We start from the raw sequence: 19,353 nt of genomic DNA, 5'->3' as shown, positions 1-19,353 counted from the left end.
TAAGGCCCATGGGCACCGGATGCCCATGGTTGGTGGAGGAGAGGCACAACAGTTGTCTATGTGGCTGTACGGCTGCAATGTGGCGGAAGCGGCCGCTCACTCCGTAGGGTGGATGACGCTCTTTTCATCCACCATTGCGATCGCAGAGCGGTGGACGGGTCGGGCCGCGTAGGTGAAGCGTCGTCCACCCTACGAAAGGCGGCTATCGCCTTGTAGCGTCTTTTCCGCCACTGGCTCCTAGGCGTTCTGAACCTTCTTGGCGCTGCCTTGCTGCTCGACCAGCGCACGGATGCGCGGTAGCAGATCCTGGCCATACTCGACCGCGTCGCGCAGTTGATCGAAGCCGCGGAACAGGAAGGTGGTGATGCCGGCGTTGTAATAGTCCAGCGCGGCATCGGCAACCTGATCCGGTGTACCGACCAGAGACGTGGAGTTGCCGGCACCGCCGCTCAGTGCGGCGATTTCCGTCCATAGCCGCTTGTCGTGCACTTTGCGCTGGCCGGCCAGCTCGACCAGGCGCGAGGAGCCCGAGTTGCTGGTGCCGAAATTCTTGTCGCGTCGCTTGTTCTGGCGCAGATGGATCAGCTCGCGAGCGTCCTGCAGAATGCGCTCGGCACGTGCCCAGGCTTCGTCCTCGGTAGCGCCGAGGATCGGCCGCAACGACAGGCTGAAGCGGATGTGTTTCTCGCGGCCATACCTGGCCGCAGCTTTACGCACCTTGGCGATGCGTTCACGAACCTGCTCCAGCGGCTCGCCCCACATCATGTACACGTCGGCGTGCTTGGCGGCGACTTCGAAGGCAGCATCCGAAGCGCCGGAGAAGTAGATCGGCACATGGGGTTTCTGCACCGGCTTGACCAGCGTCAGGTTGTCCTCGACACGGTAGTGTTCGCCCTGGTGATCGAAAGGTTCGGTGCTTGTCCAGACCTTGCGGAAGATATCCAGGTATTCCTCGGTACGCGCGTAGCGGGCGTCCTTGTCGAGGAAGTCGCCATCGCGCTGCAGGTCGCCGCTGTCGCCGCCGGTGATCACGTTGATCGAGGCGCGGCCACGGCTCAGGTGGTCGAGGGTGGCGAACTGGCGGGCAGCGAAGGTCGGTGCCTGGAAGCCCGGGCGGTGGGCGACCAGCAGGCCCAGCTTGTCGGTCACTGCCGCGACGTAGCTGGCCAGGATCATCGAATCCGCTGCGCTGGTGTTGACTGCCAGCAACGCCTTGTCGAAGCCACCATACTCCTGAGCCTGGGCGAAAGCCTTGATGAACTCCACGTCGACGACGGGGCCACGGGGCGCTTGCGACTCACTGCCTTCCTGCGGGCCGATCAGGCCGATAAATTCGAGACTCATTGCGGGGAACTCCTGTTCATTCGGTGGGGTGCCGCTTTGATGAGCGCGGCATCTGGATGCACGTCAGGGCAATGACCGGATACTAGAAAAGCCTTTATAAACATGCAAAGAACGTATAAAAATATACTTATAATATTTATATGACTTTATTTTTGCGTTTGCAGCAATGACCTCGCCAAGTGAGCTCACACGTGGGGTCGTCACTCCGCAAGCAGCGCAGGGCACTGCTGCTTTCTACGCTGCTTGCTATGACGCTTTACTAATTGTCGCTATGTGCCACTGGCCGTATGCCTGGCGTATCTGCCCTGGCTCCCGTCAATTGCCGCTTTGCAGCCTCTGTTGCGGCGATCATGCTCGGGTTGAAACCAGTGTCGAACAGACTGTCTATATCGGGCGTTCTGTCGGTGACGCCGAGCGTATGCCAGAACTCGGCTTCACGTTGGAAAGAGGCTTGCAGCACATCCTGCCGAGCGGTATCGAGGCCATATTCGGTCTGCGTCTTGCGCGCAATCTGCAGCATCACCTTTTCGTCCACGCGTGCCAGTTGGCTGCTCAGCTTCGCCCAGTCCTGCGGGTGTGCGGCAACCCAGACCGTGGAACGCGCCAGACGCTGGAGAAAATCATCGATAGCAGCGCGCTTGCTCGGATCGTCCAGAGCTTGCGCCGAAGCATACTGAATGGTGTAGGTATCCTCGCGGCTGCCCAACCAACCCATCAGACGTAGATCTGGATGCGATTGCAGCACGCTGGCTTGTGGATCCCAGGTACCCCAGGCATCGATATGACCAGCCAGAAGCGCAGCAAGCGCCGCGTCGTTGGTCAGATGCAGTAGCTCGATGTCGCTGGCGTTGAGACCGTTCTTTTCGAGAGCCTGGCCGAGCAGGTACTGGGTGCCGGTACCTTTCATTATCGATACTCGCGCGCCCTTCAGGTCGCTGACGGAGCGGTAGGGCGCGCCCTTGCGCACCAGGATGGCGCCACCGGTTTCATCCGCACCCGCGGCCACGGGACGGCCGGCAGCGACCACCTTGACCCCGCTGGCGTTGTTGTTGGCCGCCTCGAACAGGATGCCCGTGGCGCCGCCGTTACCGCCGATATCGATGTTGCCGCCGCGCAGGGCTTCGAGCAGCGCTGGGGTTGCAGAGAACTCCGACCATTCGATGCGGTAGGGCACGTCCTCGAGTTGCCCGGCCACCTCCAGATAGGGACGGTTGCCGATCTTGTTCGGCGCGCCGACACGCAGCACGACCTTGGACAGATCGCTCTGCGGGTTTGCCGACTGGCTGCTGGTGGGAGGCTCGGTCTGCTCGCAGGCGCCGAGCGAGAATGTGAGCAATGCTGCAATGGAAGTTCGTATGAGTGTCTGCATGACGATCACCGTAATGCTTCGGGTGCGCGATGTTGCGCGGGGTGAACAGGACGTGGAATACCGAGGTTCTCACGCAGCGTTGTGCCCTCGTATTCCTGGCGGTAAATACCACGCCGCTGTAGTTCGGGAACCAACAGTTCGACGAAGTCTTCCAGCGGTGTGGGGAAGAACGGGAACTGGATGATGAAGCCATCGGCACCCTCGTTTTCCAGCCATTCCTGCATCTGGTCGACGATGGTTACCGGCGTGCCGTAGACCACCCGGTGACCACCGGCGCAGGCGAAGTGCTGGGCCAGTTGGCGGATGGTCAGATTCTCCCGGCGCGCCAGGTCGACCAGCAGCTTCTGCCGTCCGATGGCAGAATTGTTCGCCGGCAGGTCGGGCAGTGGGCCGTCCAGTGGGTACTGCGACAGATCCAGGTCGCCGGCCAGGCGGGCGATGGGTTTGATGCCCAGATCCGCTGGCAGCAGGTCGATGAGTTGCTGGTACTTGGCCTTGGCTTCCTCCTCGGTACGGCCAACGATGGGCAGCAGACCTGGCATGATCTTGATGTGCTCGGGGTTGCGGCCATGCCTGCGTGTACGGGCTTTCACGTCGCGGTAGAAGGCTTGGGCTTCTTCCAGGGTGAGGGCGGCGGTGAATACCAGGTCGGCGGTGCGTGCAGCTAGTTCGCGGCCGGCTTCCGAGGCTCCGGCCTGGGACACGATGGGGTGGCCCTGGGGAGTGCGCGCCACGTTCAGTGGGCCGCGTACACGGAAGTGTTCGCCCTGGTGGTCGAGGCGATGCACCTTCTGCGGATCGAAATAACGATCTGCCTTGTTACGTTCCAGGGCGTCGTCCTCCCAGCTGTCCCACAGGCCGCGTACCACGTCGTGGAATTCCTCGGCGCGGGCGTAGCGCTTGGCGTGCAGCAGGTGGTGGTCGCGGCCGAAGTTACCGGCCTCGTCCTCGATCTGCGAGGTCACCAGGTTCCAGCCGGCGCGCCCGCCACTGATATGGTCGATGGAGGCGAACTTGCGAGCGATGTGATACGGCTCGTTGTAGGTGGTGGTCGCCGTGGAGATCAGGCCGATGTTGCGGGTCACGCTGGCCAGCGCGGCGATCAGTGACACCGGTTCGAGGTACACCGCCCGGGCGAAGCCGGTACGACCACCGTCGGCCAGAGTGTCACCTGGTACCGCACTGGTGTCCTGGAAGAATACGGTGTCGAACTTGCCGCGCTCGGCGACTTGGGTCAGATGCAGGTAGGCGGCGAAATCCATGTCGGTTTGCGGCTGCGCGTCGGGATGGCGCCAGCCGCCGGCGTGGTTGCCGGGAGCGAAGAGGAAAGCGCCGAGTTTCAATTGTCGGGTCATGGTCATTACGCTCAAAAGGTGTAGTTCACGCCAGCCACGGCCGCACGGCCATCGCCGGGGTAGAACACCGCCACGTCGTTGCCCTGGGCGTTGTAGACGGTGGCGGTGCCGGAGGCGTAGGTCTTGTCGGTGAGGTTGGTCAAGTCGAGGAGCAACGACCATTGCTTGCTCGGCGCATAGCCCAGGCGCGCACCGAGCAGGGCGTAGCCGCTGGCCTTGAAGGTATTGGCGAAGTCCACGTAGTAGCTCGAGGCGGCGGTCAGGTTGAGCCCGGCGGAGAAACCACTGGCCTGCTCGTAACGCAACTCGGCCTGGTAATAGTGGCGCGGCACGCCGGGCAACTGATTGCTGCCGAACACGCTGTCGTCACGGAAGTGGAAGTCGTTGAACGTGTAGGCCTGGCGCAGCAGAATCTGGTCGCCGGCGTTGGCCCAAAGGGTGTTGGTCAGCCCTGCCTCGATGCCCTGGTGGATGGTCGGGCTACCGTTGAAAGCGCTGGTCAGGGCGGCGCTGGTGCCGGTCGCCGGGGCCAGTTCGACGGTCAGCAGTTCGTCCTTCACCCAGGCGCGGTAGATAGCCAGGCTGGCATCGTAGCCTTCGCCGGTGGCGCGCAGGCCGAACTCCACGGTATTGGCCTTCTGATCCACCAGCGGTTTGACGTAGTTGAGGTTGGTGGCGTAGGTCGAAGGAGAGTATTGCCAGGTAGCGGCCGGGTTCAGCGAGCGACTGACGTTGGCAAACAACTGAAGTTCGGGGGTGGCCTGCCAGGTCACGCCCAGGCGCGGCGCCAGGCTCCATTTGTCGTAATCCACATCGCCGGACTGGCCGGTGTTGATCGGCGCCGCGCTCTGTTCGATGGACACGTCGCGTTTGACCTGGATCGCCGACAGGCCGCTGAGCAGCTTCACATCGGGGGTCAGGCTAAGGGTATTGCCCAGGGCGAAGACGTTGTCCAGCGAGCCCTTGTAGCGGTTGTACTTGGTGCGCGTCAGCGTTCCGTCGGTGTTGCGGCGGTAGGTGTCGGTACGGCCAGTGGTCTGCCGGGTCTGGAACCAGCCGAGGGTGGTTTCGCTGTCCAGGCCGAACAGTTCGTCGTTGCGCTGGTAGCGCACGGTGGCGCTCAGGTCACGGTAGTCCGAAGAACTGGGTGCGGCGCTATAGGTATTCAGACGCTGCGGCATCTTGTAGTAACCGACGCCGAATTCCAGGCTGGAGGTATCGTCGATCTGCCAGGTGGTGCGGCTGCCGACTTGGAGCGAGCCGTACTTGTCGACCAGGTTGCGGCCGATGCGAAAGGCGGCGCTGGTCTGCTTGCGGTCGTCGCGTAATTGCGTGCGGGTCAGTGCGCCGGAGGCTTCGTGGTATTCCTCGCGATAGCGCAGGAACACGCGGCTCTCCAGGTTAGGATTGAAGCGGTAGCCGAAGTTGGAGCTGAAGCCTTCGGATTTCTTGAAGGTCTGTTCCTGGAAGCCGTCGCGCCGCGATTCGGTGATGTTGATGTAGTAGTCGGCATCGCCGATCACGCCGCCGGTGGCGATCTGCGACTTGTGATAGCCGAAACTGCCGCCTTCCAGGTGCAGGCGGGTGCCGGGCGCGGTGTAGCCGCTGCGGCTGACGAAGTTCACCGCACCGCCGAGAGAAAGTGCACCGTATTCGAAGGCGTTGGCGCCTCGCAGTACTTCGGTGTGATCCAGGCCCAGCGGCTCGAACAGTTCGTAAGAGGCGCCACCTGGGCCGGTCAACGGCAGGCCGTCGACCAGGTACTTGATGCCCAGCGGCATGTTGCCGACGTTGGAGAGAATGCCCGAACCACGGATGGAGACGTGGATGCCGTCGTTGCCACCGACATTCTGTACGAATACGCCCGGTTGATAGGCGAAGATGTCCTGGGGCGCGGCGCGACCTTTCTCCAGCTCCTCGCCACTGACCACACTGGCGCCGCCGGGAATGTTGCGCAGCCGAGTCTCGGCCTCTGCAGTGGGGGTGAGTTTTTTCTGCTCGATCACCACGGTTTCAAGGGTGGTGTTTTCATCTTCTGTCGATGTGGTGCTGGCGGCATTGGCCGAACCGTGGGAGATCAGACTCATGAGAGCGGCGCTGATCGACACGGCCAGGTGCTTGCGGGCAAGGCTCGCAGACTGCGTATAGGTGTGCATGCAAGGGCTCTTTCTGGTTATGGGGCGTATTGGTAGGGCGATGAGTCACTGGGCGCTTTGCGCGGGAACACCAGCTTTCTGATCAGCGAGCTCGGTATCGCGGTTGTAGCGGCTGCGAGGAATGGGCAGACCCAGATGGCCGCGCAGGGTGTCGGTCTGGTACTCGTTGCGAAACAGGCCACGGCGCTGAAGGATCGGCACCACCTGTTCGGCGAAAATCAGAGCGCCCTCCAGACCCTGGCCGGGCATGACGATGAAACCGTCGGCCGCGCCCTGGAGGAACCAGCGTTCGATGTGATCGGCGACTCGCTCGGGGCTGCCGACGATGCGTCCATGGCCAGCCGAGCCGGCCTGCAGTTCCAGTAGTTGGCGCAGCGTCCAGCGTTGTTCCACGGCGTGCTGGCGGAACACCTCGTAGCGGCTCTGCCGGCCCTCGACCGACAGCACTGCGGGCAGGCGCTCGGCTGGAATGGTGTGGTGCGGCTCCAGGTCGCTGAGGTCGATGCCGCCAAGCTGCTTGGCCAGGGCATCGAGGGCTTGCGGGCCGAGGTTGTCGAGGATCTGCTCGTTGAGGCGCCGGGCGGCTTCGTCCGAATCGGCGATCACCGTGCTCAGGCCGGGCAGGATATTGATGTGCGCCGGATCGCGGCCCAAGTGGCGCACCTGGCTCTTGAGATCGTCGTAGAACTGCTTGCCCTCGGCAATGCTGTGCTGAGCGGTATAGATGGCCTCGGCGAAATGAGCGGCAAAGGCCTTGCCGTCGGCGGACGAGCCAGCCTGGAACAGCACCGGATGGCCCTGGGGCGAACGGGATAGATTCAGTGGCCCTTCGACTTGATAGAACTCGCCCTGGTGAGCGATGCGGTGAATGCGCCCGGCGTCCACGGCGATGTGCCGGCCGTGGTCGTTGACCAGCGCATCGTCCTGCCAAGAGTCCCAGAGTTTGCGCACCACCTCGACGTGCTCCAGGGCGCGACGGTAACGTTCGCTGTGCAGGGGCAGCGGCTGGTTGCCGAAGTTGCGCTCGCCGGCGCTGGAGGTCACTACGTTCCAGGCCGCCCGGCCGCCGCTGAGGTTGTCCAGCGATAGCATCTGCCGGGCCAGGTTGAACGGCGCGGTGAAGGTGGTCGATACCGTGGGCACCAGGCCGATGTGCCGGGTAACACCGGCCAGAGCCGCGAACAGGGTGATCGGCTCGGGGCGCGGTACCTGTGGGTGGGCGGTTTCCTGGAAGGCAACGTCGGCGACCATGACGAAGTCGAACCTGGCTCGCTCCATCGCCAGGGTGGTTTCGATGTAGTGCGCCAGACCGGTCTGCCGGGCCTGGTTCCGCTCATCGGCGCTGGTGCTGGCCGGGTCATTGCCAGGCGCATTGAACAGCAGGCCGAGTTTCAATTGGCCATGGGATTGGCTCACGGTGTGCTCCTGGTGTTGCTTATGGATGGAGAGTGGGACGAGCTCGGTGAGCGCAGGCCCAGGTGTTCACGCAGCGTGCTGCCCTGATACTCGCGGCGGAAGATTCCACGCCGTTGCAGCTCCGGTACTACCTGTTCGAGGAAGCGTTCGGCGCCACCGGGCATGTACGGCGGCATGATCACGAAGCCGTCGGCGGCGTCTTGTTCCAGCCATTGCTGCATCTGGTCAGCGACCGTCTGTGGCGAGCCGATGAACTTGGCGAAGGCCAGGCTGGAGGCGTACCAGCGGCCGAGCTGTTCCAGCGTCCAGCCGGCTTCGATGGCGTTGCCGATCACCCCATCGAAGCGACCCTTGCTGCCGCGGATGTGCGCACGGATATCCGGTACCGGTGCCTTGGGATCATGCTGGGCAAGGTCGTAGTTCATGCTCGCCGACATGAAGGCCAGGCCGGCGATCGGCAGGATCAGTTCGTCCAGCTCATTGGCCAGTGCCTGCGCCTGTTCGTCGGTGTCGGCGATGATCGGGTAGAGACCGGGCAGCACCTTGACGTCGTCGACCTGGCGCCCGGCGGCGACCACCTGCGCCTTGAATTCGCGGTAGAACGCCTTGGCCTTTTCCAGCGTCGATTGCACCGGGAAGACCACCTCGGCATTGCGCGCGGCCAGGGATTGAAACGCCGACGACACGCCGGCCTGGATCAGCACCGGATGACCTTGCGGTGGGCGCGGCAAGTTGAGCGGGCCGCGCACCTTGAACCAGTCCCCCTGGTGATCGGCGTAATGCAACTTGCTGGCATCGGCATAGCGGCCGCTGGCCTTGTCGACCAGCAGAGCATCGTCTTCCCAGGTGTCCCAGAGGGTGCGCACCACATCGAGGAATTCGGCGGCCTTGGTGTAGCGTTCGGCATGGCTAAGGTGCTGCTCGAGGCCGAAGTTGCGCGCTTCGCCGTCGTTCACCGAAGTCACCGCGTTCCACGCAACGCGGCCACCGCTGAAGTGATCCAGGGTGGCGAACTGGCGGGCGACATGGAACGGCTGGTGATAGCTGGTGGACACCGTGGCGCCCAGGCCGATGTGCGAGGTCAGCACACTGAGCGCCGACAGCAGTGCCAGCGGTTCCGGCGAACCGCTGGGGCGCCAGGTCACCGCAGCATCGAACGAGCCGCCGTGGATGTCGTCCAGGGCCAGTTTGTCGGCGACGAACAGCATGTCCAGTTTGGCCGCTTCGGCCTGTTCGGCGAGGCGTTGGTAATAACGGATATCCAGGGCATTGCCGACTTCGGCCTGGGGCAGACGCCAGCCCGCCAGATGCGAGCCGGCATGGCTGACGAACAGCGCCAGGTGCAGTTGCCGTGCCATCAGACCGCCGCCTGCTTGCGCACACGGTGGGGGATGTCGTCATCGGCGATCAGTACGCGTTCCATCACCCGGTCGAAGTCGCCGTAGTTGTAGACCGGGTAATGCAGCAGGGCACGGTTGTCCCAGAAGGCGATGGTGCCCGGTGTCCATTTGAAACGCACCTGGTACTCCGGGTTGCTGAATTCCTTGAGCAGCTCGGCGACCAGGGCACGGCTTTCCTCGACCGACCAGCCGATCACCTGGGGCGACATGGAGAAGTTGATGAAGAGGGCGTCTTCGCCGGTTTCCGGATGGGTGCGTACCAGCGGGTGGGCGAGGATCGGGTAGTGATAGCCGACCCTGTCCAGCGAGGATTTGAAGTTGTGGGTAATGTAGAGGTTGTCGATACGTGCCTTGAGTTCGTCGGACAGGCCGCGGTAGACCAGGCCGGCGTCGGCCCACACTGTGTCGCCGCCCAGTTCTGGCAGCGATACGGCACGTAGCACCGCACCGTAGGTGGGCTTGAGCATCCAGCTGGTGTCGGTGTGCCAGCGACCCTTGCGCGCATCGCCGTAGGCTTCCTTGGCCTGGCTGGCGAGAATCAGGTGCGCCTGGGGCTTGTTGCTGTCCTGCTTCTGGGTGGTCGGGTGCTCATACAGCTCGCCGAACTGAGCGGCGAAGGCGATCTGCTGTTCGCTGCTGATGTGTTGGTCGCGGAAGAAAATCACCTTGTGCCTGAGCAGCAGGGCGTGAATCTCGTCCCGCTGCAGCGGGGAGAGTGGCTTGCTCAGGTCTACACCGCTTATTTCGGCGCCGACGGTCGGCTCCAGCGGGGTGACCTTGAGGGTTTCGGTGAGTGCGACGACGTTTTCTGCGGGCATGGTGCTGTCCTCTTTTTGTTACCAGTCGTAGGAAAGGCGCGCGTAATAGAACGCGCCGTTGAGGCCGTACGGGCTGAATGCGCCGTATTCGTCCGGGTTGTTGATCTCGGTGGGGTTGGCTGTGCCCAGGCCGGTAACCGTTGGGGTTGGGGTCTGCCTGTCAGGGCGTACGCCGAACAGGTTGTTGGAACCAAGGGAAACGGACAGGTTGTCGGTAAGCAGATAGGTGACGTCGAGGTCGGTGATCCACTTGGCGCTGAACTGCCGATCCGCTGCGGCTGTAGCGCCAGCTTCGGTGTACTTGCCGTAGCGAGTCAGTTGCAGGTCGGTGATGAAATCGCCGATGCGCCAGTTGCTGCCCAATACCAGTTTGTCGCGCGGGCTTCCCTGGGTCAGGTCGGTCTGTGCCTGGTGGCCGAAGATCACGTAGTCGCTACCGAGCAGGTTGCTGACCGTACCGTTCTGCTTGATATCGCGGATGGTGGTGCGGTTGTAGCTGTACAGCGCCGACCAGCGCACCTGGCCGAAACGGCCGTAATCGCTGTGCAGTTCGCTGACCAGATCGACGCCGTCGGTACGGGTGTCGACGCCGTTCATGTTGTACTGCGCCGAGTACAGGTCGTTGATGCCGAGGGAGGCGAGGGTGTCGCGGATCACCGTGGAGGTGCCGCTGTCGCGAATGATCTCGCTCTTGACGATACGATCCTTGATTTCGATGCGGTAGGCGTCGAGGGTGATGCGGGCGTTGCGCGTCGGCTCCCAGGAAATGCCGAGGCTGAAGTTGGTCGACTTCTCCGGTTCCAGATCCTTGGCGCCCAGTGCCTGGGCGGCAACGCTGCTGGGCGGCAGGTAGCGTGCGAGCAGGCTCTGGGTAGTGCCATCGGCCAGGCGCACGCTGGTATTCTGGGTGACCGAGAAGGTCTGCTGGGCCAGCGACGGCGCGCGAAAACCGGTGTTGAAGGTGCCGCGCAGGGCCAGGCCCGGGGCCAGTTCGTAACGGGTGGCCAGCTTGCCACTGGCGGTGTTGCCGGAGCTGTCGTCGTAATGCTCGAAGCGCAGTGCGGCGCTGGTGTACAGGCGTTCGGTCAGGTTGCTGCCGGCATCGATGTAGAAGGCGTAGCTATCGCGATCCAGCGAGCCGGCGTCGGCAGGCGAAGTACCGGTAAAGGATTGCAAGCCAGCGAGGGGGCGTTGCCCGGCACGCGGGTGACCGACGGGGTAGGCATAGCCGCCGTCACGGTAGGAGTCCGGTTCGCCTGCGGTCTGCAGGTATTTTTCCCAGCGGTGCTCGATGCCTGCCGATAGCTGCAACGGCTTGGGCAGGCCGATTTCAAAGGGGCGGGTGACGTCCAGGTTGGTCGTCCATTGCTCGAACTTCAGATCGCCCAGGTAAAACGACGTCTTGCTGCTTGGGCCAAGCGATGAGTTGAGGGTGTTCTGCGCGCCAAGGCGCACATCGTCCTTGCCGTAGGTGGTGGAGAGGTCATAACCCCAGCCAGCCAAGTCGCCCTTGCCGCCTAATGCAAACTGAAAGTCTTTTTCGTCGATCAGCCGCTGGGCATTGAAACCATCGGGAAAGATTTCCGGGATTGAGGACAAGGCGGTGGCGCGGTAGCTGCCGCGAGTGTCGACGATGCTACGGTCGCTGTAGGTCGAGAAGGAGTACAGCGTCAGATCGTCATGAATGGGCAGTTCGGCGTTGTACGAGAGGTTGTAGACCTCGTCGCGGTTGGAGCGCCCGTAGCCCTTCGATAACAGACGGCCGACCGATTCCTCGCGAGGATCAGGCTGTGCACCTGGCGTGCCGAAAGGCACCGGTTCGCCATTGAGTACCGGGTAATACCAGGCTCCCTGGGCATCGCCGGCAGCATAGGACGGCCCTTGCAGGCGTATATCCAGTGAGGTGTTGAAGAAGCCGCCATTGTCGCCGAGGGCAAAGCCGCTGTTGATACCGGTCTGGGTCAGGTCGCCGGGTTTGTCTTCCTGCTGGCCGACGGTCACGCTGGCGCTGCCGCCGCTGTCCTGACTCTTGAGGATGATATTCAGCACACCGGCGATGGCGTCCGATCCGTATTGCGCGGAGGCACCATCGCGCAGCAGTTCGATGCGCTCGATGGCCGAGGTGGGGATCAGGTCGAGATCCACCGGCACGCTACCGCTGGCGATGCGGGCGAAGTTGTTGTAGACGGCGGTGTTGTGCCGGCGCTTGCCGTTGACCAGCACCAGCAGGTGATCGCCGCTGAGGCCGCGGATCGACACTGGCCGCACCGATGACGAGGTGCCGCCGCCGGCCTGGGCTGGGGCGCTGAACGACGGCACGATGCGGCCCAGTGCTTCACGCAGGCTGGCCTTGCCGGTCTTGCGGATCTGATCGCCGCTGATGATGTCGATGGGCGAGGGGCTATCGGCCACGGTCAGGGTGTTGCTGCGGTTGCCGGTAGAGATCACCGACACCGTGCCGAGCACGGTGTCCGACTCGGCAGCCTGCAGTTGGCTGGCCATGCTGCAGATCAGCAGGCCGAGAAGCGTGGGCGAGTATCTGCCCGGTCGAGCGAGGGGGAACGCATTCATCTACAACTTCCTTCACTGAGTAAAAGAAGTCTCCCGCGAGCCTGTGGGCGCTTGGCGCAGGCTCGTGGTGGGTGACTGGAATCCTGTCTGTGGTGCGCCAGCGTTCCCGGCTGGTAGCTGCTGTCGTGCCTGTCTAGGCGCTTTTGGTCAGAAGGTTTTGTTGCTCGAGCAGGGTATCCACCGCATCGATGATCGGCTGTGCCTCGCTGCGTACCAGCCAGTCCGGGCTGACTTCGGCGAAGTGCACGCGGCGGTCGCTGCCGATCACCACCACGGTTGGCTGCGGCAGTTCCCAGGTACCGGTGCCGGTGACCTCGCCAATGCCCGCCCCCTTGCTCAGCGAGGCCCGGCGCGAGGCTTGGTCGAATTCGTAGAGCACGCCGAAGCGTCTGGCCAGTTGGTTGTCCCTGTCGCTGGCCACCTGCAGGGTCAACTGGTGCTTGTCGCGAATTTCCACCAGGCGCTCCGGCACCTGCGGGCTCACTGCCAGCAGAGGCACGCCGCGTTCGCGCAGCGCCGGCTGCAGGTTGCGCTCGTAGTAGGGTATGGCGATGTTGCACGCCGGGCAGCCGGCGAAGCGGAAGAACACCAGCACCGCGGGGCCGTTGGCGACCAGTTGTTCGAGGCTCAGGGTGCCGCCTTCGACCTTGAGCAGCTCGAACGGCTCGACGCTGTCGCCGGCTTTGACGAAGGTTTCATGGCGCGCCTCGTCGACCAGTTTCTGACGCTGGTCGATATTCACTTTCAGCGCCTCGGGCACCCAGGTACGCACGCGCTCGGCATGCAATTCTGCGAGCAGATGGTTGAGGGATTCGCTCATGCCACTTCTCCTTGTACGCGGCGCAGGGTGTTGCGGTTGGCGGGGACGGCCAGGCCGAAGTTGTCACGCAGGGTCTGGCCCTGGTATTCGCGGCGCAGCAGGCCCCGCGCTTGTAGCAGCGGCGCCACGTATTCGGTGAAGTACTGCAGGCCGTCGGGCAGCAGCGAGTTGACGATGAAGCCGTCGGCGGCGCCATCTTCGAACCAGTCCTGCAGGGCGTTGGCCACTTCCTCCGGGGTGCCGACGAAATCGCGTCGTGGCCGCGAGAAGCGCAGGGCGACTTCACGCAGGGTCAGGTTCTCTTCGCGGGCCTGTTGTTTGATGCGATCCGACGAGCCCTTGTGGCTGTTGCTGCCCAGGTCGCCGAGGTCGGGGAAGGGCGCGTCCAGGTCATGGCCGGTGAAGTCGTAGTCGTTGAACGGCCGGCCGAGGGCGACGATGGCGTCTTCGATGCTGACCAGGTCGACGGCCTGCTGGTAGCGGCTTTCCACTTCCTCGGCATCGCGGCCGATGATCGGGCGGATGCCGGGCAGGATGAACAGCTCGTCCGGGTTGCGTCCGGCCTTGGCGGCGCGCTGCTTGAGATCCTGGTAGTAGGCCCGCGCTTCGCTGAACGATTCGGGGCTGACGAAGATCGCATCGGCGTTCTGCGCGGCGAAGTTGCGGCCGTCGTCGGAGGTGCCGGCCTGGAAAATCAGCGGCTGGCCCTGGCGTGAGCGCTGGATGTTGAGCGGGCCCTTGACCTTGAAGAACTCGCCTTGGTGATTGAGGGTATGCAGCTTGTCCGGGTCGAAGAATTCGCCGCTTTCCTTGTCGCGGGTGAAGGCGTCGTCTTCCCAGGAATCCCAGAGGCCCTTGACCACGTTCACGTGCTCGCGGGCGATCCGATAACGCACGGCATGCGGCGGATGCTCGGCCTTGCCGAAGTTGTCGGCGGTGCCGGAGAGCCACGAGGTGACCACGTTCCAGCCGGCGCGGCCGCCGCTGATGTGGTCGAGGGAAGCGAACTGGCGCGCCACCTGGAACGGCTCGGTGTAGCTGACCGTGACGGTCGCCACCAGGCCGATGTTTTCCGTGACCGCAGCCAGCGCCGAGAGGATGGTCAGCGGCTCGAAGCGGTTGAGGTAGTGCGGGCTGGACTTGGCGTGGATATGCAGGCTGTCGGCGATGAAGGCGAAGTCGAACTTGGCGCCCTCGGCCAGCTTGGCCTGCTGCTTGTAGTAGCCGAAGTTCACGCTGGCATCGGCCAGGGCGTTCGGATGGCGCCACTCGCCCCAGCCGTGGCCAACGCCATGAATCATGGCACCGAGCTTGATCTGTCGTTTGCTCATGGAAGTTTCTCCTGTCGGTTTACTGAGGTTGCGCCTGGGCAACCGCTTTGCCCGGTTGTTCGGCACGGGCGGCGTTGAAGCTCGGGTCGAAGCCCTGGGATACATCCACGGCGCGGGTCAGTACGCCTTCTTCCAGGTAGATGTCCGAGACCTGCTGCAGGTTGCTGATGACTTCATCGGTGATCTCGGCGCGCGAGTGGGTGGTTTCCTGGACGGACTCCAGATGCACCGCGACCGGCAGGCCCGTTACCCGAGCCTGGGCTTCGGCATAGGCCTGGTGATTGTCGTTGGCCCAGAGAAAGGCACGCTCCACGCGCTTGACGAAGTCTTCCAGTTGCGGGCGTTTACCATCGACGGCTTTCTGTGTGGCGGCCAGGTAGAAATGGTTGGTGAGCAGGTCGTTGCTGTCGCGCAGAATGCGCGCGTCATTCTGGGTAATGGCGATGGTGGTGTAGGGATCCCAGGTCGACCAGGCATCCGCTGCGCCGCTTTCCAGAGCACTGCGTGCGTCGGTGGGCAGCAGGTTGACGAAGGTCACGTCCGAGGTTTTCAGGCCCGCTTCGCGCAGCGCCTTGATCACCAGGAAGTGGCCGACGGAACCACGGTTGGTGACGATGCGTTGTCCCTTGAGATCCGCCACGGTCTTCAGCGGCGAGTCCTTGGGCACGAGGATCGACGTGGTGTAGCGACCATCGCGCTTGATGATCTCCACCACCTTCAGCGGAGCCCCGGCACCAAGAGCGAACACATAGGGCGCATCGCCCAGACCGCCGATATCCACGGCTCCGGCGTTCAGCGCTTCGCCGAGCGGTGCGGCGGCGGGGAATTCGGAGAAGTCGATGGTATAGGGCACGTCATCAAGTTCACCTGCTGCCTGCAGCAGCAACTTGATGCCGGACTTCTGGTTGGCGACGCGCAGCGGTTCGAGGTCGGCGGCGCTGGCGTAACCACCCAGTAGCAGGCTGCTACCGAGGACGCTGGCGATAAGGGTACGGATCAACATGTGGTGTCTCCTTTAAATTTCGTTGGCTGTGGCTTGGCTACGGGCAAGGGCGAAGATTTCTTCCATGCGCCAGTGTTGGTTGGCGTAACGCGGGTCATTTGCCCATTCGTTCCAGCCGGAGTCGCGGCGGTACTGGCCAAGCAGGCCGCTGGCGCGGATCTGCTCGGGGTCGAGGGTGACGGCGTGTTCGCTGTCGGGGTGCACGTAGATGGCGTCGCTGCTGCAATACAGCTCGCACATGAAGCAGGTCTGGCAATCCGCCTGGCGGGCGATGACGGGCGTGCCATCGGCGCCGACCGCGAGCACGTCGCTGGGGCAGGCGGCGACACATTGATTGCAGCCGTCGCAACGGTCGCTGAGGATCAGTTCGATCATGCCGGTATCTCCGCACGGGGAGCGGTGCTCATCGGCAGCGGCACGCGGCGCACCCAGGGCGCATCCAGCCCGCCGCTGTGCAGGTGCAGATCGAAGCGGGTGGATTGTGCCGGGGCATCGCTGCGCTGGTGCATACCGCGACTTTCCTTGCGCGCCAGAGCGCTGCCGTAGCACCAGCGGGCGGTGGCGAGCATCGCCGCCGTTTCTCGCCAGCGCAGCAGGGCGCCGGTATCGCTGGCACGGCTCTGCTCGCGCAGCCGATCCCAGGCATTGTCCAGCGCGTTCAGCGAGCGCTGCAGCTGCTCGCCGCTGCGAAACAGGTTCTTGTCGTAGGGGTGCATTTCGTTCTGCACCGCGCGGATCAGCTCGGTGCTGTCGTCGCGGTCGATGCCGATGGGCAACAGCCCGACACGTGCGGTGCCGTGGATGCTTGAGGTATGGCCGGGGTGCTGCCGCGCATGGTTCGCGGCGCCACGTCCGGCCCATTGTCCGGAGGACAGCGCCCAGGAGGAGTTCACTGCGCCACCACCGGATATCGCTCCGGTCACCGCCTCGCGACTGGCAGCATCGCCGGCAGCGAACAGGCCGGGCAGGCGTGTCTGGCAGTCGCTGTCGACCAGGCGCAAACCGCCGACGCCACGGATGGTGCCTTCGCCGTGCAGGGTGACGGGAAACTTGTCGCGGTAGGGGTCGATGCCGCTGCGGTCGAACGGCAGCATCAGGTTCGGCTGCACATACGGCAGGCGTGCCCGGATGTCCTCGGGAATGCGGTCGAGCCGGCAGTACACCGGCCCTTCGAGCAATGCGCGCGCCAGTGACTGGTTGAAATCCGGGCCCTGGGCGATCGCCAGTTCACGGCCGCTGGCATCGAAGTAGCGGCCGAAGGTGTAGACCATCGAGCGGGTCATGGTGCTGTTCGCCGGGGCGATGCAGTAGTAGCTGGAGAACTCCATGCCGGACAGCTCGGCGCCGGCTTCCACGCCCATCAGGTAGCCGTCGCCGGTGTTGTTCTGGCTGCCGAGCAGGCGTGAATGGAAGGCGCAGCCACCGGTGGTGAGTACCACGGCGGGCGCCTGCACCTGCCATTCACGCTGTTGCTGGCGTTGCAGGCCGCGAGCGCCGGCCAGTTCGCCCTGATCGTTCTTCAGCAGTTCCAGGGCCGGGCTCTGGTCGAGCAGGGTGACGCCATGCTCCACCGCCAGTTGGCGCATGGCACGCATGTATTCCGGGCCACGCAGGGCGCGATACTGTTTTTCACCACGCTCGTTGCGTGGAAAGTCGTAGAGACGGTCGAGGCTCGGCAGGGTTTGCCAGGTGGTTTCCAGAATACGTGCCATCCAGCCCGCATCACCCAGCCTGGCTGCACTCGCCACGCGCTTGTCGATGGCTGCCTGACGCTGCTCCGGCGGTACCCACCAGTGGCCGGGGCCAGCGGTGGCGGTCACGCCGCTGGTGCCGCAATAGCCCTTTTCCGCCAGCACCACCCGTACGCCCTCACGAGCTGCTGCCACCGCTGCCCAGGTGCCGGCCAGGCCGCCGCCGATGACCAGCACGTCGGCAGACAGCAGTAGTGGAAGGCGGGTGGTCATAGCAGAACAGGCTCCTGGTATTGGTCGTGGAAGACGGCCTCCACCAGGAAAGGGGTCGGTCTGGGGTTGACCTTATCCCTCTAAGGAATTGCTGTGAAAGTCTTTCTGGTTCTAAGCTAATTATGTAATTTACTTATCTAATATGTTTTTAAATATCAGTAATAAGTATTTAATGAGGGCTGTGAAAGGGCTTTTGGGATGGGCTATATGAGTAGCAAACGACAGATAAAGCTTGGTGCGGTGCCCATGGGCGTCGGTGGGCCGGGGCGACATAATCTCTGGCACGATCCGGCGATTCCCGCGGACGCCAGCGTGAACATCGACTGGTTCATCGACCTGGCCCGGCAGGCCGAGTCTGCGCTGTTCGACCTGATCTTCATCGTCGACAGCCAGTTCATCACCGCGGATTCGCCACCGCATTACCTCAACCGGCTGGAACCGCTCACGCTGCTCTCGGCACTGGCGGTGAGCACTCGGCATATCGGTTTGGTCGGCACCCTGACCACCTCCTACAACGAGCCATTCAACGTCGCCCGCCGATTGGCCTCGCTGGACTTGATCAGCAAGGGTCGCGCCGGCTGGAACGTGGTCACCAGTGGCGATGCCGGTACCGCCGGCAATTATGGACGCGACGAGCATTACGATTACGACACCCGCTATGGTCGTGCCCTGGAGCATGTACAGGTGGTGCAGAAGCTGTGGCAGTCCTACGAGGACGATGCCCTGCCACGCAACCGCGAAACCGGTCAGTTCCTCGACCGCAGCAAACTGCATGCGCTGCACCACAAGGGCGAGCATTTCTCGGTGGTGGGCCCGCTGAACATCCAGCGTTCGCCCCAGGGCCAACCGGTGATCTTCCAGGCCGGCGATTCCCGACAGGGTCGCGACCTGGGCGCGAGCATCGCCGACGTGGTGTTCACCCACACGCCGAGTGTGGAGAAGGGCCAGGCGTTCTATCGCGATATCAAGGAACGGGCGCAGCGCCAGGGGCGAAATCCCGATGAGATCATCATCCTGCCGGGCGCGCAGATCTACATCGGCGATACCGACGAGCAGGCCCGCGAGATCGAGCGGCATTACCACGACGTCGACCATAGTTTCGACCAGGCCCTGGCCGAGTTCGGTCGCTCCTTCGGCTGGCATGACTTCCGCCAGTACGACCTCGATGCACCGTTCCCGGTGCAGGCTCTGGAATACGCCCGCAGCAGCTTCTACACCGCCGCCAAGGCCGCTACCGACATGGCCGTGAGCAAGGGCTGGACGCTACGCCAGGCGGTCGCCAACGGCCTGACACTCAGGCCAAACGGCTTCGTCGGCTCTGCCGAAACCGTGGCCAACGAAATGATTCGCTGGTTCGAGGCCCAGGCGCTGGATGGCTTCAATATCTACATCGGCCACCCGGAGCAATTTCGCCGCTTCACCGAACAGGTCGTGCCGATTCTGCAGGAACGCGGGGTTTATCGCCGTGAGTACGAAGGCAGCACGTTGCGCGAGAGCCTGGGCCTGGAAATTCCCCGCAACCCACGTTAGCGCTCCAGCGCCATAAGCATTTCAAGGCGATAGCGGCCGTAGGGTGGATCGGGGCGCGTAGCTGACGCTCTTTTCATCCACCATTGCGATCGCAGAGCAGTGGACGGATCGGGCCGCGTAGGTGAAACCCATCGGCGATTGATGGGTTTCACCCATCCTATGTATGGACTCGCCTTTACCTGTCAACCCGCTTTGAACAGAGAAACCCGGTTGCATCTATGTATCAGGCCTCAGCAAGGGAGCATCAGGTGCTCCGGGCCACCATTGTTTGAGCTC

General features: G+C 63.4%; 14 protein-coding genes. 1 reads left to right on the top strand and 13 read right to left on the bottom strand.

Annotation, left to right across the window (positions count from 1 at the left end; all coding sequences use genetic code 11):
* Positions 1 to 237: 237 nt before the first annotated feature.
* The 13 genes from DNK06_RS18620 to DNK06_RS18560 all read right to left on the bottom strand — a co-directional run bounded on the left by DNK06_RS18620 (position 238) and on the right by DNK06_RS18560 (position 17,547).
* Positions 238 to 1,344 (bottom strand): LLM class flavin-dependent oxidoreductase, encoded by a 1,107-nt coding sequence (locus DNK06_RS18620; RefSeq protein ID WP_131181494.1) that lies wholly within the window; start codon positions 1,342 to 1,344, stop codon positions 238 to 240.
* Positions 1,345 to 1,603: 259 nt separating this feature from the next.
* Positions 1,604 to 2,713: an ABC transporter substrate-binding protein gene (locus DNK06_RS18615; RefSeq protein ID WP_131181493.1), complete on the bottom strand. Its 1,110-nt coding sequence runs from the start codon at positions 2,711 to 2,713 to the stop codon at positions 1,604 to 1,606.
* A gap of 5 nt (positions 2,714 to 2,718) precedes the next feature.
* Positions 2,719 to 4,068: an LLM class flavin-dependent oxidoreductase gene (locus DNK06_RS18610; RefSeq protein ID WP_207390009.1), complete on the bottom strand. Its 1,350-nt coding sequence runs from the start codon at positions 4,066 to 4,068 to the stop codon at positions 2,719 to 2,721.
* 11 nt (positions 4,069 to 4,079) lie between these two features.
* The gene (locus DNK06_RS18605; protein WP_242674719.1) at positions 4,080 to 6,224 is read right to left on the bottom strand and encodes a TonB-dependent receptor family protein; all 2,145 of its coding nucleotides are present in this window, start codon (positions 6,222 to 6,224) and stop codon (positions 4,080 to 4,082) included.
* 45 nt (positions 6,225 to 6,269) lie between these two features.
* Positions 6,270 to 7,640 carry an NtaA/DmoA family FMN-dependent monooxygenase gene (locus tag DNK06_RS18600; RefSeq protein WP_131181491.1) on the bottom strand — a complete coding sequence of 457 codons (1,371 nt, stop codon included), beginning with the start codon at positions 7,638 to 7,640 and terminating at the stop codon, positions 6,270 to 6,272.
* Positions 7,637 to 8,998, bottom strand: a complete 1,362-nt coding sequence (locus DNK06_RS18595) for an LLM class flavin-dependent oxidoreductase (protein ID WP_207390010.1) — start codon at positions 8,996 to 8,998, stop codon at positions 7,637 to 7,639. The genes DNK06_RS18600 and DNK06_RS18595 overlap by 4 nt, the downstream gene beginning before the upstream one ends.
* A complete protein-coding gene (locus tag DNK06_RS18590) occupies positions 8,998 to 9,858 on the bottom strand; it encodes a TauD/TfdA dioxygenase family protein (RefSeq protein ID WP_131181490.1) in 861 nt (286 codons plus the stop codon). The genes DNK06_RS18595 and DNK06_RS18590 overlap by 1 nt, the downstream gene beginning before the upstream one ends.
* A gap of 18 nt (positions 9,859 to 9,876) precedes the next feature.
* Positions 9,877 to 12,429: a TonB-dependent receptor plug domain-containing protein gene (locus tag DNK06_RS18585; protein ID WP_131181489.1), complete on the bottom strand. Its 2,553-nt coding sequence runs from the start codon at positions 12,427 to 12,429 to the stop codon at positions 9,877 to 9,879.
* A 133-nt stretch (positions 12,430 to 12,562) separates the two neighbouring features.
* Entirely contained in the window at positions 12,563 to 13,249 is a 687-nt protein-coding gene (locus tag DNK06_RS18580) for a peroxiredoxin-like family protein (RefSeq protein ID WP_131181488.1), read from the bottom strand.
* A complete protein-coding gene (locus tag DNK06_RS18575) occupies positions 13,246 to 14,580 on the bottom strand; it encodes an LLM class flavin-dependent oxidoreductase (protein ID WP_131181487.1) in 1,335 nt (444 codons plus the stop codon). The genes DNK06_RS18580 and DNK06_RS18575 overlap by 4 nt, the downstream gene beginning before the upstream one ends.
* A 19-nt stretch (positions 14,581 to 14,599) precedes the next feature.
* Positions 14,600 to 15,583, bottom strand: a complete 984-nt coding sequence (locus DNK06_RS18570) for an ABC transporter substrate-binding protein (protein WP_131181486.1) — start codon at positions 15,581 to 15,583, stop codon at positions 14,600 to 14,602.
* A gap of 12 nt (positions 15,584 to 15,595) precedes the next feature.
* The gene (locus DNK06_RS18565; RefSeq protein ID WP_131181485.1) at positions 15,596 to 15,958 is read right to left on the bottom strand and encodes a 4Fe-4S dicluster domain-containing protein; all 363 of its coding nucleotides are present in this window, start codon (positions 15,956 to 15,958) and stop codon (positions 15,596 to 15,598) included.
* Positions 15,955 to 17,547: an FAD-dependent oxidoreductase gene (locus tag DNK06_RS18560; RefSeq protein WP_131181484.1), complete on the bottom strand. Its 1,593-nt coding sequence runs from the start codon at positions 17,545 to 17,547 to the stop codon at positions 15,955 to 15,957. The genes DNK06_RS18565 and DNK06_RS18560 overlap by 4 nt, the downstream gene beginning before the upstream one ends.
* 207 nt (positions 17,548 to 17,754) lie before the next feature.
* On the opposite strand from DNK06_RS18560, the gene DNK06_RS18555 reads away from it, so the two are divergent.
* Entirely contained in the window at positions 17,755 to 19,077 is a 1,323-nt protein-coding gene (locus DNK06_RS18555) for an LLM class flavin-dependent oxidoreductase (RefSeq protein ID WP_131181483.1), read from the top strand.
* Positions 19,078 to 19,353 lie beyond the last annotated feature (276 nt).

It is taken from the genome of Phytopseudomonas daroniae (assembly GCF_004327285.1).
Lineage (GTDB): Bacteria > Pseudomonadota > Gammaproteobacteria > Pseudomonadales > Pseudomonadaceae > Aquipseudomonas > Aquipseudomonas daroniae.
Note: the sequence above shows the minus strand (reverse complement) of the source record. Positions and strands in the feature narration are given on the sequence as shown.

Bases quoted from the DNA above. Each gene is read 5' to 3' on its own strand.
- DNK06_RS18610 (WP_207390009.1), bottom strand. From the start codon at position 4,068: ATGACCCGACAATTGAAACTCGGCGCTTTCCTCTTCGCTCCCGGCAAC.
- DNK06_RS18590 (WP_131181490.1), bottom strand. From the start codon at position 9,858: ATGCCCGCAGAAAACGTCGTCGCACTCACCGAAACCCTCAAGGTCACC.
- DNK06_RS18555 (WP_131181483.1), top strand. From the start codon at position 17,755: ATGAGTAGCAAACGACAGATAAAGCTTGGTGCGGTGCCCATGGGCGTC.
- DNK06_RS18560 (WP_131181484.1), bottom strand. From the start codon at position 17,547: ATGACCACCCGCCTTCCACTACTGCTGTCTGCCGACGTGCTGGTCATC.
- DNK06_RS18620 (WP_131181494.1), bottom strand. From the start codon at position 1,344: ATGAGTCTCGAATTTATCGGCCTGATCGGCCCGCAGGAAGGCAGTGAG.
- DNK06_RS18570 (WP_131181486.1), bottom strand. From the start codon at position 15,583: ATGTTGATCCGTACCCTTATCGCCAGCGTCCTCGGTAGCAGCCTGCTA.
- DNK06_RS18605 (WP_242674719.1), bottom strand. From the start codon at position 6,224: ATGCACACCTATACGCAGTCTGCGAGCCTTGCCCGCAAGCACCTGGCC.
- DNK06_RS18615 (WP_131181493.1), bottom strand. From the start codon at position 2,713: ATGCAGACACTCATACGAACTTCCATTGCAGCATTGCTCACATTCTCG.
- DNK06_RS18580 (WP_131181488.1), bottom strand. From the start codon at position 13,249: ATGAGCGAATCCCTCAACCATCTGCTCGCAGAATTGCATGCCGAGCGC.
- DNK06_RS18585 (WP_131181489.1), bottom strand. From the start codon at position 12,429: ATGAATGCGTTCCCCCTCGCTCGACCGGGCAGATACTCGCCCACGCTT.
- DNK06_RS18575 (WP_131181487.1), bottom strand. From the start codon at position 14,580: ATGAGCAAACGACAGATCAAGCTCGGTGCCATGATTCATGGCGTTGGC.
- DNK06_RS18565 (WP_131181485.1), bottom strand. From the start codon at position 15,958: ATGATCGAACTGATCCTCAGCGACCGTTGCGACGGCTGCAATCAATGT.
- DNK06_RS18595 (WP_207390010.1), bottom strand. From the start codon at position 8,998: ATGGCACGGCAACTGCACCTGGCGCTGTTCGTCAGCCATGCCGGCTCG.